Genomic DNA, 14,085 nt, shown 5'->3' with positions numbered 1-14,085 from the left:
CATCCCCTTACTGAATGCGCGCGGCAGCGTTGCGCTTGAGTTCGTCCATGCCCGCAGCGATCCGGCGGCGCTCGGCCACCTTCCGTGCTTCATATTCTTGGGCCGCGATGAAGGAGGCTTGCTGCTCCTCGGCAGCCTGGCGTTTGCGAGCTTCAGCACGGGTCACGGCAGCTTGCAGCCGATCGCTGGCGTTTGGCTGCTGAACGGCTTGATTCAGGGGCGGCGGAGATGGCGGGCGTCCAGGCGACGGTTCGCGTTTTGGCGCCGATTCGACCGACTTCGCGCCGCTGCTGCTCTGCGGCGCTGCAGACTCTTTTTTCTCGCTCGGAGCTGGCGCAAAGCGTGAATCGATGCGCGCCATTTCGGCCTCGGTGAGTCCTATCTGCATGGCGCGTTCCTTGACGATCTGGACTGCCTCTGGCGTTTTTGCGTCTTGCGCCTCCGCGGCAAAAACCTCCGCTCGTTGGCGAATGGTGTTGTCAGCGGCTGCCGCATCGCGCATCCCGGCATAGATAGCCTGGGCCCGCGCAGCAATTTCCTTCTCGCTCACCGGCTGACCGCTGGCGCTGTTCTTGGCCTCGTCCAGCGCCTGATCCATCGCGCCCTTACGGGCCTGTTTGGAATCGAAGTCGGACAGCGGGTCAAAAGCGGCTGGCGCTGCCGCCCCCCCTTTGCCAGCAGCACCGGCCGCTGTGGTGCGCAGCGCCAGCATGCGGCTCTTGTAGTCGCGGTCATCGGCGTGAACCTGCTTCTTGAATTCGTAATCGCGGTCTGAGTTGACCTGCTGGCGGCGCGATTCGTCGATGCGGTACATGTGCTGCAGGCGCGCCTCGGGCGCCAGGCTGCGCGACATCTGCGTGAGCAACGGCGCCCAGCTCGCCGGGTTGCTGTCCACCGGCTGGTAAAGCGGGGTTTGCTTTCCGTCGGCGCCCAGCGAGACAAATTGCACTGTCTTGCCGTCGGCCGCGGGCACGGCCTTCACCTGGTTGCCGCCAACGACAGGCGAGCCGCTGAAGTACTGCGCCAGCGCGTCTGCACTGGTGGCCGCGGCCGTCAGGCCCTGGTCCCAAGCCCTATCAGCCCGCGCCTGCGTGGCTTCGTCCAGTTGCAGCTTTGCGGCCTGGCCCTGCATCAGGTTGCGCTCCAACTCCACGGCCTTGTCAATGTGGCCCGAGCCGCGATATGCCGCCACAAAACGGGCGTTCGCGGCTTCGGGGCTGGAATATTCCTTTGCCGCAGCCTGGGCCTCCGCGACCGAGCTGAATGTCTTGTTCACCCCTCCCGGCGCGACCATGCGAAATGCCTGGGGCGCTGCAGGCGCTGCGGCCTGACTCCCCATTTGACCGGCGACTGGCGCGCCGGAAGTTTGCCGCTGCACGGCGGGGGCACCACCACTGGAACCCAATTGCCCAGCAATCGGCGCCGCAGAGGCCTGACCAAGCCCTGCCGGAATCGGTGGGCCTGCGCTTTGGTCGCCCAGCGGGCCTTCCACTACCTCGGCCGGCGCCTGAGCCTGCTTCAGGGAAGTATTCAGCGCATCAGCATCTGCGTCGGCTCGGCGCTGGCGGTCACGTTGCTCATTTCTCCACTTCTGGTCTTCCGTATCGCGTTTGCGCTCATCCTCGACGTTGCGCTGCTTCAGGTAGCCGGAACCGGCGCCGGCCAAAAAGGCAATGATTGGACTGGTCATGTATCCCTGCTCCACCGCAGGCACACACACCGGCCCCGGCGCGCGCTATGAAACGACAGCACCATGCCGAATTCAAGGGGGTACGGGCGGTGTCTGATACATTCCCTCACATAGGAGAGGGAAGAATGCAGGCAGCCGAGACTTCACCAACACCCCGCGCACTGATCTTTTGCCGCCACATAGTTGGAATGGCGATCGTCACGTTGGCCAATCCGCTGATTTACTACAGCGGCGATTCGATAAGCTATTGGCTGACTGCTTGGCTCGCTCCCCTGGCAATCGCAGGCGCGGCGTTTGCCTTGTACGCACTCTTTTTCACTAAGCACGCAAGAAATGCATGGCCAACACGTTTTTTCGTTTTGGCCTGGATCTTCGTCGTCTTGGGAACGGTTGGGCCATGGATTAACTCCCTAGGAGCACGTCAGACTGCGGAGAACGCGCGGCTCTCGGACGCATCCATATATGAAGAAATCGTGACTGCCGAGAAGGCGAGAAACCAGCAACCTTCTGCCCTCGCGCCCATGAGCCCCGCAAATGACGGGTCGAAAGAACCAAGGCTATATACGGTGCCAGGTGGCGGCCCGCAACTGAAGTCTTTTGATGACCTTGATGCCGCGGGCATCGGCCGGGGATGGAAGCCTCCCGCTGGGGCAAACGAGTTAACTTCCAGCCGCGGCCAGTAGAGAGCTCTCAGCTCCGGCAGCGGGTCCCTGGCAGACTGAAAGGCAGCTGTTTTCCTCCAGCCCGCGGCTTGCGCGCTAGGCTGTCTTCGCCCGCGGCGCGCGCCACGCGCTGGCTGTAGAGCACCGCGAATGCATTGCCCTGGCTGCGCGGCGTACCGTCAGGCCAGGCAGAGGGCTTAGTTTCCGGCACCTGGCTCATGACAGTGCCTTCTTGCAACGGGTCAGGAGAAACCGCAGTGTGAGGGTATCCTCCCGCGGCGCCAGCTGATCGTGCTCGTTCACTTCTCGCACCGCGACTTCAGGGTTTGCGCCCTGCTCTACGCCACGAACCTCAACCACTTTGCCGGACGGCAGGATGAAACGTTTGTACATGTAGGGGGAACTGGCCATTACTTGCTCGATGTTGTTTCCTGCCACAGCGGCAGATTGATGGGCCAGAGGCCAAGGGAAAGGATCTCGGCGCGGGTGATTCGGCCCCACTCCAGGCCGTAGGCGTGGTGGGCCTCGTTGCCGCCCTCCACCAGCCGGTACTGGTCGTAGGCAACATGGCAACCTTCGACGCCTGGGCGGCTGGCGCACAGCGGGAAGCCTGTGCGGTCGTCGGTTTTCAGGCCCAAGCCCTTGCCGCGGTTCAAGTGCGCGTGCTGGCTGGAACCCTGGAGACCGCACCACATACACGCCAGACCAGCGACAACTCGGCGATAAGGCTTACTGTCCACCAGCATCGCCTTGAGCACCGGCACGCATGCGGCCGTAACGGGCGCAATAGAAGAGGCCGTAGGCACGACCTCAGCCATCGCGCGCGCCGCGCGGCTCGCCAGTCGCTCCTCGCGCGTGTTCACAGGGCTGCTGGCAGCGCCAGCCACGCGGCGCGCGAAGCCGGTGCGCCTCATAGGCGCGCCCCGCTTCACGGATTCACCTCCGTTATCACAACCTGCACCATGCCGCCGATGGAGTCGGCTTTGTCGATCGTCAGCTTCCAGTCCTTGTCGTCCACGCCCAGCACATCGGCCAACCCGTCAAGCCCAGACTTCATGCGGGCGAGCAGGTTGTCGAGGTCGAATGCGCGACGGTTTGGAGGAACAAAGAGCAGCGCCACATGCAAACGAGTCGCGTCGATCTTCCGCAGGCCCTGGACACGCGCTTGCATGGCGCAAGCCTGGCGGTAGGCCTTCTTCGCGCGCGCCAGCGCACTCCAGTGCTGCCGAGTGTTCGGGCTCAGGCTTATCGGCGGCCAGGGAAGCGTCACTTCCAAACGCCCGCCATTTCCGGGGAGCTGGCTCATGCTGCACCCCGCTGCATCAATCCTTGGAACATGCCTGCAGCAGCGCCGCCTGCAAACACCACCAGCTGGCCGCGGCGCGCCTTGCTGATCGACGACTTACTGATGCCAAGCTCTGCAGCAAGCTCGATCCCGGTCTTTGTGCTGGCCTGGATGTAGGCGATGCGCTCAGGCGTGAACACCGAGCGCTTCCGACCGATCGCGCGATTCGCCAGAATGCGGGTGGTCTTGCCTTTGTAAGCGCCGGTCTTGCGCAGGCGCTCCCCAAATTCGGATTCGCTCACGCACGCAACGTGCCGCGGGTTGCAGCAAGCTTTCTCGCTGCATGTGCCAATCACGCGGTAGCCAGGCGGGACGGGCTTTTGGTTGGCGCAGTGCCATACCGCGCGCGTACCGCACTGGGTCTGCATCCCTCCATCGCCGCGTGTGTAGTCGGGGGCGTGAATGTTGGGACGGCCATCCGGACGCAGCGCGCCCTTCCACAGCCAATGCCCATCCTCTGTGATGAAGCACCGGCCCTTGATTTCTTCGATGGTCCTCATGTTGTCCCGGCCTCCTGCGCCAGCCGCTGGGCCACTGCTTCATTCGCTGCACGTTTCGCCTGGCCGAGCTTCCAGCGCTCGAGCCGCGCCTGCGCCGACGCCCGCCGCTTCTTCTTGCGGTCGGTGATCACCGCGCTGGCCTGAATCTCGCGGATGCGCTGGGCCACGTTCGGCGCCAGCAGTCCGGAATTCATCACCGCGGGCAGCGCCCCCTGGGGCCCGCCCAGCGCCAGCATCCCGGCGCCCGCAGCTGGCGCTGGCAGTTTGAACGGCACGCCTTGACCGTCGTAGCCGACCTGCAAGCCGCCCGAAGCAACAGGGACTAGCCGCCCCCTTACCTGGGCCACTTCATGCGACCCTACCACCCGTAGCGCAAGCGCCAGAGGTATCCGTCCGTCGTTGTGCGCCTCTGTGACCACGGCAATGCGCTGCGCGTTGTCCCAGCCCACCGCAATCTGCGGCTCGGGGCGCTTGAACGTGTCGCGGGCGTTCTGGGTGATCCGCTCGTAGGCATCCTTGAACGCCATGCGCGCACCAACCAGGTCGCGGCCGCTCGCCATCGGCGCAGCCACAGCCCAGGCCTGCGCCACTTCGTCCGTCCACACCACGGTGTCGCGCTCTTCCCGGGCGCGCAGCGCCAGCGCCCAGGCCTCATTGCCGGCCAACCGGCCCTGAGCGACGTCCAACTGGTCCAGGATGAGTTTCAGCGTCAGCTTGCCCGTGCACTCCTTGCGTGTGCGGCTCAGCGCCATGCGCAGCTGGGACTGGGGGAACGACGCCAGATCCGCAGCCATCAACGTCACAGTGTTCTCGCTGATCGTTTGCCCCGTCGCTTCTGCCGTGGCCACAAGCTCGCCCATCAGCCATGCGATTCCTTGTTCATCAAGCATCTGCGCCACCTTCCTGGCCTGCTGCGGCCTCGCGGGCGCGGCGCGCCTTCACCAAGGCAATGGCCTTCGCTACCGCGCCTTCGGCGGTGTTGGCGTTGGTGGCGGTGCGGTCCAGCTGGCGCGCACCCTCCGACGTCACAGTCCGGCCGGTATCGCACTGGGTGGCCCACTTCTCAGCGTCCGACTGCAGCAGCTTCACCGGGTGCATCTGCTTGACCACGAATTCCTCATGGACGCGTCGCACGTAATGCACGGCGATCCGCGGCGCGCGCTCGATGCCGACACGCTCGATGAAGTTCGAGATCTGGCCGCCGACCGTGCCATTCCACACGGGCCAGGAGTGGTACCGGCCGTGGTACGCAATGGCGTAGGCAATCCAAGCCTTGTGCGTCTTGGTGCCCTCTCCGGGGTAACGCAGCTCGCCCGGGATTTCGTAAACAGTCCCGTTGCCCGCCGTGATGAGCATCGGCACGGACGGCGCTGGTTCAACGTCGACCTTCGCCGCCTTCTTCGGTTGCGGCTTGGGTGCAGGCGCCTTTTTGGGGGTGACCTTCCGCCGTTTACGGGGGGGGGTCACAACACTCTCTGCAGTAGTCTCTGCAGTAATCTCTGTAGTAATCTTTTCTTTATTAACGGAATGCGTTTTTGTCAGTCCGCCAACTGCGTTTGCCGCACTTGGCGAACTGCGCAAAACGTCTTCCGCGGATTGCGCTTTCCGCATTTCCCCAATTGCGTTTTCGTCGTTCGCGAATTGCGCTTTCGTCCATGCCTCGAAAGAGGCGTCCAGCGCCAGCAAATCCAGGCGGAAATAGATGCGGTGTTTCAGGCGTTCAGGCGTCTCGATCAGAAAGCCTTGCTTCACCAAGTGCTGGCGCGCGGTGGCCTGTTCGCGGTACGACAGTCCGGTCTCTTCCGTCCACTGATCCGCTGTCTTATGCACGCCGCGCTCGTCGCTTGTGCGGCTCTGCCAGTAGTGCAACTGGGTAAAAAAGATTGATGCATTGATGCTGCCAAAGAACTTGGACAGCGTTGGGTAGTAGGCGACAGCGCGGCCCACGTTCGCCAGCGAATGGGACAGGCTCATTCCGATGTGCCTCCGACTCCATCCGACAGCAGCGGATTGCCCCGCAGCGTCCGAACCAAGACACTGGCCCTGTCAACTTCCTCCTGCACATGAGCACTCAGAACCGAATTCACGTAGGCGTTCCGGTCCAGGCCCCGGGCCATGGCCAGCGCGTCGAGCGCGGCCACGATGTGGCTCGGGCACTGCCCGCGCAGCTCCATTGCCGTGCTGGCGGCCGTGCCGTGCCTGCTTCGGGCGAACATGGGGATGTCTGTGTCATGGTTCATGAAGTCGTTCTCACGGTGTGCAGGGGCGCGAGCAGGCTCAGCCACCCAGAGATAGCTGCGCCTGGATATGCAGAGGAATGGCCCGCGCCGGGCCTGCCAGGATCTTGGGCTTCATCCTCTCCGGCGCTTGGTGCTTCAGTCATGGGTGCACTCCTGGGCAACTGGCGGCGCTGCGTCGGCAGCAGGGCCGGGGGGCTGTGTAAAGAGTGTTTCGCTTGGCTGGGCCGCCAGCTCGGGCCAGATCTGCTGCCAGTCGTCAGGGCGAAGGTTCTGTCGGGAAACGGCGGTGAAGCGCTCTATGGCGACGCAATGCACGGGATCCGGTTTGGTGCCCCTTGCTCGCCAGTTGCTGATAACAGATTGGCCGACGCCAATTGCTACAGCAAGCCGCCCTACGCCTCCCGCCCGTTCGATTGCTATATCAAGTGCTTTCATCCCTCAATCATCACTTAAGTGATTCGCAGAGTCAACACCAAAGTGATTCACAAAAGTGATGGAATCTGATAATGGAAACACTTGGACAACGCCTGAAGCGTCTTCGGGAGGCCAAAGGCCTTACCCAGAGCGCGCTTGCGGCCGCTGCAGGCCTTAAAAGCCAAGGCGCAATCGGCAACATTGAGCGCGATACGCGAGGCTACGGCGACAGCGTGATCGACATCGCGCGCATCTTGAGCGTCAGCCCTGATTACCTTCGCGGCACCGCTGATCGCCCAAGCAAATCGAACGTCGAACCTGGCCCGGACTTGCGCGGAAAAGTGCCGCTGATCTCGTGGGTGCGCGCCGGCGAGTGGTGTGAAGCCGATATTTCACTTGATCCCGATGACGTTGAACGCTGGATGGATTGCCCCGTGGGCCATAGCCCAGCGACGTTTGCACTGCGCGTGCGCGGTGATTCGATGACGGCAGCACACGGCAATACACGCACCTATCCCGAAGGCTGCTTCATCTTTGTGGATCCGGAGCGCCGCAACCCTTCGAACGGTGACCGTATCGTGGCCTGCATGGACAGCCCAGGCGCTGAGCATGAGGTGACCTTTAAGGTTTACAAAAACGAAGACGGCCGGCAGTGGCTGCAGCCACTGAATCCATCACACGAACCTATCCGTGATCATTTCAGGGTGCTGGGAACCGTGCTGGGCAAGTGGGAAGACGGGTGACAAATCATGCCTGCCTGTCGTATTTGCGAACACGCATTCAAGACGCTCAGACTCCAGGCCGAACACAATGACATCTGCACCCGCTGTGTCAGCACGCTAAAAAACTGTAGGAACGATGAAGTGTCCAAAACTGCAATAGCTGTATTTGCATTAATGGCGGCCTGCTCAAATGCAATTGCCTTCAGCCCTTCTTGCATGCTTGGGGCGAAATGCGTGAAGAGTCAAGGCACATCCATTCCATCGAAGCAGGTCCTCGAGATGATGGAACGCTGCGACGAATTCACCAGAAGTGGAACTGGCCGCCAGGTGCTGCGCATGTCAATTCAAGAGATCCTACAGAGATCAGGCGGCAACCCTTCCCATCCCATCTATACGGCCTACTATGCGTTCACCGAACTACATGAGAGCCCCCTGGCCTTCAAGCGGCAGTCTCTTGTGGAAAACACAAGTTACGAGCAAATAGCAAGATCCTGCAGACAGCTCAACCTTGATTTTGAGAATTGGGTCAAGTGATGTGCATGTCTATTTTTAACTCTGCACCTCTTTCGACGCCGACCTACCCTGTCAGCATTTCTTAGGTCGCTTTTCTACAAGCAGCCCAGAACGAGAATCACGCGTGGGCCAGCGGCTCCAGAGAGAGCTTGAACCCCATGGCGTGAATGACCTTGAACAGCGTGTCAGAGCTTGGTGCACGCTCGCCCGAGAGGCTTTTGTAGAGGCTTTCACGGGACAGTCCAGTGTCCCGCGCCAGCTGCGTCATGCCTCGCGCACGGGCAATATCGCCCAGAGCAGCAGCCAGCTCAGCCGGGTTGTTGTCTTCCAGAACCTGGCGCAGGTACTCCGCGATTTCCTCTTCGTTATTCAGGTAGTTGGCCATATCGAACGGCCGGGTCTTGATGTTGCTCATAGATCTATCTCCTTGGCCATCGCCTTCGCGGCTTCAATGTCCCGCTCCTGGCTGGACTTGTCGCCGCCGCCCAGCATCACGATCAGCACGTCGCCGCGCTGCACGTAGTACATCCGCCATCCGGGGCCGAAGAACTCCCGCATTTCCCAGACGCCATCGCCCACGGCCTTGACGTCGCCCAGATTGCCGAGCTTTGCCTTGCCCACTCTTCGGCGCAAGCGGATGCGGGTCGGCATGTCGCGCAGACCGTCCACCCATTCGGCAAAGCACTCAGTTTCGATGACGCTGTACATGCAGTTGATTGTATCCGTTCGGCTACAGCATGCAAGCAAAGCACCACCTCCGAGTGGCTTTTGTCTTATCCGCCTGAAGCGGGCAAGAGTTGATTGCATGGGCATCACCAATAAAATCACTTTAGTGTTGACTAATTTAATCACTTATGTGATTATTCATCCGTCGCCAAACACATGGCGATGGGTGGCACGACATCGGCCGGCACTCCACGCTCCTGCAGCACGCACGGCTGGGTAAACACAAGGCGGCAGCGACATGTCGGCTGCGGCAAAAACAGATGGGACAACCCACAGGCCAAACAGGCAACGCACGCAAAGGCTAGTAGCGCTCTGCCCCCGGAGGGGATCGGCACCGCGAACGAGATGTGGGGGCGGCACCTGTGGCCCCCGATGCCTGCGAACCAGACCCTGGGTTCAAACGGGGGTGAGGCATAACGGAAGGCCAAGAAAAACAACGGCCGGCGCGCGAGCGCTGACACACCGGAAAGTCACGGTGGATACCAAAGAGCATTCAAGGAGTGTTTTTTGCTATTAACAACAGCTCGCTTTCAGTGCATCGCTACTTCTCAATTTCGAGGTTGTGCCGATACCATTGACTCTTTCAAAACTGAGGGGGGAAACATGCGAAAACTTTGTGCAGCACTGTTCGCCGCCTTTGCGCCGATGGCGGCTTGGGCGCAAGTGGGGAGAGGCGGAAATCTCTTGCATGAGGATGGCGCAAGCGCGGATGGCGAGCTCACGATACCTATGCTTCTAGCAATATTCGCCATCGCCTATGGAATCTACAAGATTCTCGTGAAGAAGAACGGCTTCTCAGGGTCTGCAAATTTCATGATTGCAGTCGTAGCTGCGATTTTTATAGTCACGATAGCCACCATGCACTGACAACTCGATGAACTTCACAGGCCGCCCATTGAGGCGGCTTTTTCTTGCGCGGCTCAACTGCGCAAGCAGCGCCAGCCACCTGAGCGTTATCAGGGGCAAATCGAAAGCGTCGCGGGTCGGCGCTTTTGTTTTTTCAAGGAGATCAACGTGACACAAAAGCTGCAAGCCCCGATTGAGGTCGATCTGAAGATCAGCATCACCGACGGGCAGGGAAAAATCGGGACCGTGACCATCGGGATGGGCCATGGCGCGTATCCGACGGAACAGGAACTGCGCGATCGCGTTGCCAAGTTCGCAAGCGAGGAAATGCCCGATGGCTTTCGCCTGATGACCAAGCGAGAGTGGTTCAACAACCTGTTCGGCCAGTGCCGGGACCAGGACGACGACGGTGAGGTCACCTACATGGACTGGGCAATGCCAGGCGGTGACGACTGGGCCGAGAACGAGCAGCCCCAGGCCGAGAGCCCAGCCACCAGCGAAGAAGGTGGCCAGTCTGTGCAGGAGAAGGCCGAGATGCTTGTTGGCATATCAGCCCGCCTTGGCATTCCACTGGGGAACGACGGAGGCCCGGAGTTGCAAGCAGCAATTGAAGCGGCCCAGGGCAAGGGCTCAACACCTGTTTAATCCTCCTGCCTGGCGCACTGCTCGCCGGCATCTCGAACCTGTCCGGGCCCAGCGCCCGGGCCATCATTGAAGCGGCGGCGTGGATGGACACGCGGGCCGTAGAGTGAAGCGAAGCACAAGCGCGACACGCGGTTTTTCGACAGCTGGAATCAAGCCCAGCCCGCTTCAATGATGGTCAAGCCAGCTTCGCAACAGACCGCGACGCACTGGTCAGGAATGGCAATGAGGGGCCCTTCCGCCTTCTTCATCACCGAGCCCGCGCACGTGGGCTTTCTCGTTTTCAGCCGCGCCCGGCACCTCCGCCCTCCCTCTCTCTTTACCGGGCACCACGCGGCTCTTTATCCACCGGCCCGCCAGCGCGCGGGCTTTTCTTCGCCCTCTTGGAGTTCGTCATGGCTGCATTAGCATCAGCACCTGCACCCACACCCGCCCGGGATCCTCTGCACATCCTGGTCCACTTCTTTATTCTGGCCGATGGCCACAGCCACAGCACAGCCCACGTCGCGGCCCAACTGCTGCTGGGGCTCTACAGCGGCTCGCGCTTCCCCTTCGACTTGACCGAGTTGCGCCGCCTCGACACCAAGGATCTGGACATGGCGCTGCAGCTGCTGCGTTTCGATGCCCGCCCCCAGGATGAGGTGCATGAGCTGCTGAACCAGCTTTACGGCCGGCACGACTTCGGTATGCGCTTCGAGCATTTGGCCCACAACTGGCGCATGAAGTGCAAGTGCAAACGCGATGCACTGGCGCCAGTCGAGCGCATCGCGCTGGCCGACCCGATATGAGCGCCGCCCACCACCCTGCCATCGCCCAGCACCACCGCGTCATACGCACCACGGCCCAGGACTATGGCCTGCCACATCCCCCGCCACCGCCGCGGCCGCCCGAGCGGGTCCGGCAGCTGCTGGACCAACTCCCCGCGCTGCTCGAGTGCAGCGCAGACGCAATCTAAGCCCGCGCCCGCGGGTTTTTTCAATCTGGAGATCGACATGGCAATCCGCATGACATTCCCCTCAGACGTCAACCCCGAGCCCGACGCGAAGTACTCGCGCGGCATGGCCGAGGCCTTCCCCTTCAATCCACACCTGGCGGCGTCGCCGCGGCGCTTTCCGGTACCGAACCGCCCCGCGTTCTGGATTGCAGCGGCGATGCTGGTGCTGATCACACTGGCCATGTCCGCCTGCGGCAGCGCCGAGGCCCAGCCGACCAGCGCCAGCATCAGCATCAGCATCAGCGCAGCAGATTTGAAGCGCGCCGCGGCCGGCGCCTGGAACTGCCCAGGAATGCATGCCGAGTGGGAAGGGACGACGGTGTATTGCTTGAAGGAATCGCCTTGAAAACACTGCTTTTTGCCCTCTTGTGGCTGGGCCTGATGGCCTTCGGCCTTCTGCTCTCCATCGCCATATCCCAACCGCCGATGCTCATCCCGTGAGCGCCAGCACCGCCCGCCCGCGCCCAGCGGGCATTTTTTCGTCATCACCTGGAAACTCCATGCGCAACCCGAGCCCTTTGAACGCTATCTCTCTTCTTGCACTCGTTCTGTCCACGCCAGAAGCGGCCAACAAACTGCGCGCCGCCACCGACAATGGCGCCCCGGCCTTCCTGGCTGCGCTGCTCGCGGGAAAGTGCGATGACCCCGCCTGCCAAGGCTGCAATCCTGCACAGCAGGCGAACGGCGACAGCCAAGCCACCGAAGGCCCCGCGGCCGCGGCCCAGGACAGCGGGACCGACCAAGCCGCGCAAGAAACTTTGGTGGCCAGCGGTGGTATCAGCCAGTCGGCATGCCGCGCGGTAGGACTGACCGACTCCGACACCGGCCAGGCCGCACAGCTCAAGGGCACAGCCGCTGCGCTGATCACTGAGCTGGAAGATCTGCGCGACAGCTTGCTTCCCGGCCACGCAGACCGCCTGACCGCCGAAGGCCAGATCGGCGCCGTCGCCCAGGCCTGCAGCTGGGCTATCTCCCGCCTCCCCAAACAAGCCGCCTGACCTGCGCACCAGCCATGCGCGGCGTCTTCCTTTTCATCGCAGGCCTGTTCTTCATCGGCGACGCGTCTGCCGTGGCCGGCCTCATGTTGCTGCTGGCGGCGGTTTTCTGACTGCCCCTTTCATCCCCCCCCTGCCCGCCTCCTGGTGGGCTTTTTTCATGGAGACCCCGTGAGCGCCATCAAAAACCCGACCCTCAAGTCCAAACGCAAGCCGTTCAGCGACGTGCTCAAGCAAATCCCCGGCCTCGAGGATGAAGCCACCGACGCGATCAATGACGCCGTGCACGCGGCCACCGAAACCGGCAAAGCCGCCGAGATCACCTTGAAGATCAAATTCAAGCCGATCGGCGGCAAGGCCGGCCAGGTCGAACTCGACATCGACGTCAAGACCAAGCTGCCCGCGCCCACGCGCGGCAAGACGCTCATGTTCGCCACGCCGGACAACAACCTGCAGCGCGAGAACCCGCGCCAGCAAACGCTGGATGGCCTGCGCACGGCCGACCAGGAAGCGGAAGCCCAGTCCGAGCTGCGCTCGGCGCCCACCGAGCCTCCAGCAGCGGCCGCGCCGTTGCGCGTCGTCGCCCATTGACCCCTTTCCCAACCCTTGAAGTGAGACAACCATGAATAATTTTGCAATTGAAGAAGCCCAGACCAACGCCGCTGTGACTGCGCAGCTGGCCTCTGACCTAGCCGTGAGCCAACAGAAAGTTCAGTACATCAACGGCGCGCCGGTCCTGATCCTCCCATCGGGGATGAATGTCAAGACCTTTGAAACCACGATGCTCGAGCCGCTTCGCAAGAAAGGCACCGTCACGCTGAACGATGCTGAATCGTTCGTTGCTGTGGTGGTCGACCAGAAAACGGACTACACCCGCTTGTTCAGCACCATCAGCCCGCCCACCTTCACCGCGGTGTTCAACCACAATGCGGACGGCGCCGGCTGGGGCGACCACAAGGCGCAGTACAACGCGCCCCTCGCCCCTGAATGGAAGGCCTGGACCGGCATCGACGGCAAGAAGATGAACCAGGTCGAAATCGCCCAGTTCATCGAAAACAACCTGGTCGACGTGGTTGAGCCTGATGGCGCCACGCTGCTCGAGATCTGCCGCACGCTGGAAGCCAAGAAGAAAGTTAACTTCTCCAGCAGCATCCGCCTGTCCGATGGCACCAACCAGTTCACCTTCGCCGAAGAAATTCAGGGCTCAGCGCAGCAGGGTCAGCTGTCCATTCCCGAGTTGTTCGTGATTGGCGTGCCAGTCTTCGAGAATGGCGAAAAATGGCGCGTCGACGTGCGCCTGCGCTACCGCATCGAAGAAGGCGGCCGCCTCGTCATGTGGGTCGAACTGGTGCGCCCGCACAAGGTCATCGAGGAAGCGGTCAAGGAACTGCGCGCGCGCATCGCAGAAGGCACCGGCCTGGCCATCCTGAACGGCACGCCCAGCGCGTAAGCCCTCCCAGCCCCTGCGCTCGCGCGGGGGCGGTCATCACAGGCGCCCAGCATGAAATTCGACGACCTCGCAGGCTTCCTCCAGGTGTACGGCTGGGGCATGACCCTCAAGCAAGCCACCAAACGATTCCACTCCGACACCGTCGCAGGCATTGCCAAGCGCCTGGGCGTGGTCTTCCGCGATACCGAGCTCCACGTCCGCGGCCTCGAGCACCTCCCGGGCCTGCCCGGTACCGCCACCGCCAAGACCTGGGCCGGCGGCACCACCTACCGCATTCCCACGGATTGCCCAGGCATCCCGTCCCTCACCATTCACAACGCCAACACCCCAGACGATGAACGTGCGT

General features: G+C 62.1%; 23 protein-coding genes. 12 read left to right on the top strand and 11 right to left on the bottom strand.

Going from position 1 to position 14,085, the window contains the following annotated elements; translation table 11 throughout:
• Positions 1 to 7 precede the first annotated feature (7 nt).
• Positions 8 to 1,690, bottom strand: a complete 1,683-nt coding sequence (locus GVL12_RS23075; RefSeq protein ID WP_159917912.1) for a hypothetical protein — start codon at positions 1,688 to 1,690, stop codon at positions 8 to 10.
• A 188-nt stretch (positions 1,691 to 1,878) separates the two neighbouring features.
• On the opposite strand from GVL12_RS23075, the gene GVL12_RS23070 reads away from it, so the two are divergent.
• On the top strand, positions 1,879 to 2,373 hold the full coding sequence (locus tag GVL12_RS23070; protein WP_235033961.1) for a hypothetical protein: 495 nt from the start codon (positions 1,879 to 1,881) through the stop codon (positions 2,371 to 2,373).
• Between the two features lie 195 nt (positions 2,374 to 2,568).
• Here GVL12_RS23070 and GVL12_RS23065 read toward each other — a convergent pair whose 3' ends face one another.
• From GVL12_RS23065 to GVL12_RS27090, 8 genes are all read right to left on the bottom strand, one after another.
• Positions 2,569 to 2,763, bottom strand: coding sequence for a hypothetical protein (locus tag GVL12_RS23065; protein WP_159917910.1), 195 nt, complete (start codon positions 2,761 to 2,763; stop codon positions 2,569 to 2,571).
• Entirely contained in the window at positions 2,763 to 3,266 is a 504-nt protein-coding gene (locus GVL12_RS23060; RefSeq protein ID WP_159917909.1) for a hypothetical protein, read from the bottom strand. The genes GVL12_RS23065 and GVL12_RS23060 overlap by 1 nt, the downstream gene beginning before the upstream one ends.
• A 14-nt stretch (positions 3,267 to 3,280) precedes the next feature.
• Positions 3,281 to 3,658 (bottom strand): hypothetical protein, encoded by a 378-nt coding sequence (locus GVL12_RS23055; RefSeq protein WP_159917908.1) that lies wholly within the window; start codon positions 3,656 to 3,658, stop codon positions 3,281 to 3,283.
• A complete protein-coding gene (locus GVL12_RS23050) occupies positions 3,655 to 4,197 on the bottom strand; it encodes a hypothetical protein (protein WP_159917907.1) in 543 nt (180 codons plus the stop codon). Before GVL12_RS23050 ends, GVL12_RS23055 begins: the two co-directional genes overlap by 4 nt.
• Positions 4,194 to 5,087 (bottom strand): hypothetical protein, encoded by an 894-nt coding sequence (locus GVL12_RS23045; RefSeq protein ID WP_159917906.1) that lies wholly within the window; start codon positions 5,085 to 5,087, stop codon positions 4,194 to 4,196. Before GVL12_RS23045 ends, GVL12_RS23050 begins: the two co-directional genes overlap by 4 nt.
• A complete protein-coding gene (locus GVL12_RS23040) occupies positions 5,080 to 6,171 on the bottom strand; it encodes a hypothetical protein (RefSeq protein WP_159917905.1) in 1,092 nt (363 codons plus the stop codon). Before GVL12_RS23040 ends, GVL12_RS23045 begins: the two co-directional genes overlap by 8 nt.
• On the bottom strand, positions 6,168 to 6,437 hold the full coding sequence (locus GVL12_RS23035) for a hypothetical protein (RefSeq protein ID WP_159917904.1): 270 nt from the start codon (positions 6,435 to 6,437) through the stop codon (positions 6,168 to 6,170). The genes GVL12_RS23040 and GVL12_RS23035 overlap by 4 nt, the downstream gene beginning before the upstream one ends.
• Before the next feature lie 135 nt (positions 6,438 to 6,572).
• On the bottom strand, positions 6,573 to 6,872 hold the full coding sequence (locus tag GVL12_RS27090) for a YdaS family helix-turn-helix protein (protein ID WP_159917903.1): 300 nt from the start codon (positions 6,870 to 6,872) through the stop codon (positions 6,573 to 6,575).
• 71 nt (positions 6,873 to 6,943) lie between these two features.
• On the opposite strand from GVL12_RS27090, the gene GVL12_RS23025 reads away from it, so the two are divergent.
• Complete coding sequence (locus tag GVL12_RS23025) at positions 6,944 to 7,594, top strand: LexA family transcriptional regulator (RefSeq protein ID WP_159917902.1); 651 nt, start codon at positions 6,944 to 6,946, stop codon at positions 7,592 to 7,594.
• A gap of 120 nt (positions 7,595 to 7,714) precedes the next feature.
• Positions 7,715 to 8,107: a hypothetical protein gene (locus GVL12_RS23020; RefSeq protein WP_159917901.1), complete on the top strand. Its 393-nt coding sequence runs from the start codon at positions 7,715 to 7,717 to the stop codon at positions 8,105 to 8,107.
• 97 nt (positions 8,108 to 8,204) lie between these two features.
• Here the strand turns inward: GVL12_RS23020 and GVL12_RS23015 are convergent, their stop codons facing one another.
• Together GVL12_RS23015 and GVL12_RS23010 are read right to left on the bottom strand one after the other, a co-directional pair.
• Complete coding sequence (locus GVL12_RS23015) at positions 8,205 to 8,501, bottom strand: addiction module antidote protein (protein ID WP_159917900.1); 297 nt, start codon at positions 8,499 to 8,501, stop codon at positions 8,205 to 8,207.
• Complete coding sequence (locus tag GVL12_RS23010; protein WP_159917899.1) at positions 8,498 to 8,794, bottom strand: type II toxin-antitoxin system RelE/ParE family toxin; 297 nt, start codon at positions 8,792 to 8,794, stop codon at positions 8,498 to 8,500. The genes GVL12_RS23015 and GVL12_RS23010 overlap by 4 nt, the downstream gene beginning before the upstream one ends.
• A gap of 621 nt (positions 8,795 to 9,415) precedes the next feature.
• Between GVL12_RS23010 and GVL12_RS23005 the strand changes: the two genes are divergently transcribed.
• The 9 genes from GVL12_RS23005 to GVL12_RS22965 form a co-directional block, all read left to right on the top strand.
• Positions 9,416 to 9,679: a hypothetical protein gene (locus GVL12_RS23005; RefSeq protein WP_159917898.1), complete on the top strand. Its 264-nt coding sequence runs from the start codon at positions 9,416 to 9,418 to the stop codon at positions 9,677 to 9,679.
• Between the two features lie 147 nt (positions 9,680 to 9,826).
• On the top strand, positions 9,827 to 10,303 hold the full coding sequence (locus GVL12_RS23000) for a hypothetical protein (RefSeq protein WP_159917897.1): 477 nt from the start codon (positions 9,827 to 9,829) through the stop codon (positions 10,301 to 10,303).
• Between the two features lie 392 nt (positions 10,304 to 10,695).
• On the top strand, positions 10,696 to 11,088 hold the full coding sequence (locus tag GVL12_RS22995; protein WP_159917896.1) for a hypothetical protein: 393 nt from the start codon (positions 10,696 to 10,698) through the stop codon (positions 11,086 to 11,088).
• Positions 11,085 to 11,255, top strand: coding sequence for a hypothetical protein (locus GVL12_RS22990; RefSeq protein WP_159917895.1), 171 nt, complete (start codon positions 11,085 to 11,087; stop codon positions 11,253 to 11,255). The genes GVL12_RS22995 and GVL12_RS22990 overlap by 4 nt, the downstream gene beginning before the upstream one ends.
• A 37-nt stretch (positions 11,256 to 11,292) precedes the next feature.
• On the top strand, positions 11,293 to 11,640 hold the full coding sequence (locus GVL12_RS22985; RefSeq protein ID WP_200844023.1) for a hypothetical protein: 348 nt from the start codon (positions 11,293 to 11,295) through the stop codon (positions 11,638 to 11,640).
• Between the two features lie 154 nt (positions 11,641 to 11,794).
• Positions 11,795 to 12,292 carry a hypothetical protein gene (locus GVL12_RS22980; protein WP_159917894.1) on the top strand — a complete coding sequence of 166 codons (498 nt, stop codon included), beginning with the start codon at positions 11,795 to 11,797 and terminating at the stop codon, positions 12,290 to 12,292.
• Positions 12,293 to 12,460: 168 nt separating this feature from the next.
• Positions 12,461 to 12,880, top strand: coding sequence for a hypothetical protein (locus tag GVL12_RS22975; protein ID WP_159917893.1), 420 nt, complete (start codon positions 12,461 to 12,463; stop codon positions 12,878 to 12,880).
• A gap of 73 nt (positions 12,881 to 12,953) precedes the next feature.
• On the top strand, positions 12,954 to 13,739 hold the full coding sequence (locus GVL12_RS22970; protein WP_200844022.1) for a DUF2303 family protein: 786 nt from the start codon (positions 12,954 to 12,956) through the stop codon (positions 13,737 to 13,739).
• A gap of 51 nt (positions 13,740 to 13,790) precedes the next feature.
• Positions 13,791 to 14,085 (top strand): hypothetical protein (locus GVL12_RS22965; RefSeq protein WP_159917891.1); only part of this gene is annotated, 295 nt, incomplete at its 3' end.

It is taken from the genome of Pantoea sp. 18069 (assembly GCF_902706035.1).
Lineage (GTDB): Bacteria > Pseudomonadota > Gammaproteobacteria > Burkholderiales > Burkholderiaceae_C > Comamonas.
The sequence above is the reverse complement of the archived record's forward strand: the minus strand, read 5'-3'. Positions and strand labels throughout refer to the sequence as shown.

Excerpts from the sequence above, each read along its gene's own strand:
- GVL12_RS23075 (WP_159917912.1), bottom strand. The coding sequence starts at position 1,690 with ATGACCAGTCCAATCATTGCCTTTTTGGCCGGCGCCGGTTCCGGCTAC.
- GVL12_RS23070 (WP_235033961.1), top strand. The coding sequence starts at position 1,879 with ATGGCGATCGTCACGTTGGCCAATCCGCTGATTTACTACAGCGGCGAT.
- GVL12_RS23065 (WP_159917910.1), bottom strand. The coding sequence starts at position 2,763 with ATGGCCAGTTCCCCCTACATGTACAAACGTTTCATCCTGCCGTCCGGC.
- GVL12_RS23060 (WP_159917909.1), bottom strand. The coding sequence starts at position 3,266 with ATGAGGCGCACCGGCTTCGCGCGCCGCGTGGCTGGCGCTGCCAGCAGC.
- GVL12_RS23055 (WP_159917908.1), bottom strand. The coding sequence starts at position 3,658 with ATGAGCCAGCTCCCCGGAAATGGCGGGCGTTTGGAAGTGACGCTTCCC.
- GVL12_RS23050 (WP_159917907.1), bottom strand. The coding sequence starts at position 4,197 with ATGAGGACCATCGAAGAAATCAAGGGCCGGTGCTTCATCACAGAGGAT.
- GVL12_RS23045 (WP_159917906.1), bottom strand. The coding sequence starts at position 5,087 with ATGCTTGATGAACAAGGAATCGCATGGCTGATGGGCGAGCTTGTGGCC.
- GVL12_RS23040 (WP_159917905.1), bottom strand. The coding sequence starts at position 6,171 with ATGAGCCTGTCCCATTCGCTGGCGAACGTGGGCCGCGCTGTCGCCTAC.
- GVL12_RS23035 (WP_159917904.1), bottom strand. The coding sequence starts at position 6,437 with ATGAACCATGACACAGACATCCCCATGTTCGCCCGAAGCAGGCACGGC.
- GVL12_RS27090 (WP_159917903.1), bottom strand. The coding sequence starts at position 6,872 with ATGAAAGCACTTGATATAGCAATCGAACGGGCGGGAGGCGTAGGGCGG.
- GVL12_RS23025 (WP_159917902.1), top strand. The coding sequence starts at position 6,944 with ATGGAAACACTTGGACAACGCCTGAAGCGTCTTCGGGAGGCCAAAGGC.
- GVL12_RS23015 (WP_159917900.1), bottom strand. The coding sequence starts at position 8,501 with ATGAGCAACATCAAGACCCGGCCGTTCGATATGGCCAACTACCTGAAT.
- GVL12_RS23010 (WP_159917899.1), bottom strand. The coding sequence starts at position 8,794 with ATGTACAGCGTCATCGAAACTGAGTGCTTTGCCGAATGGGTGGACGGT.
- GVL12_RS23005 (WP_159917898.1), top strand. The coding sequence starts at position 9,416 with ATGCGAAAACTTTGTGCAGCACTGTTCGCCGCCTTTGCGCCGATGGCG.
- GVL12_RS22995 (WP_159917896.1), top strand. The coding sequence starts at position 10,696 with ATGGCTGCATTAGCATCAGCACCTGCACCCACACCCGCCCGGGATCCT.
- GVL12_RS22990 (WP_159917895.1), top strand. The coding sequence starts at position 11,085 with ATGAGCGCCGCCCACCACCCTGCCATCGCCCAGCACCACCGCGTCATA.
- GVL12_RS22985 (WP_200844023.1), top strand. The coding sequence starts at position 11,293 with ATGGCAATCCGCATGACATTCCCCTCAGACGTCAACCCCGAGCCCGAC.
- GVL12_RS22980 (WP_159917894.1), top strand. The coding sequence starts at position 11,795 with ATGCGCAACCCGAGCCCTTTGAACGCTATCTCTCTTCTTGCACTCGTT.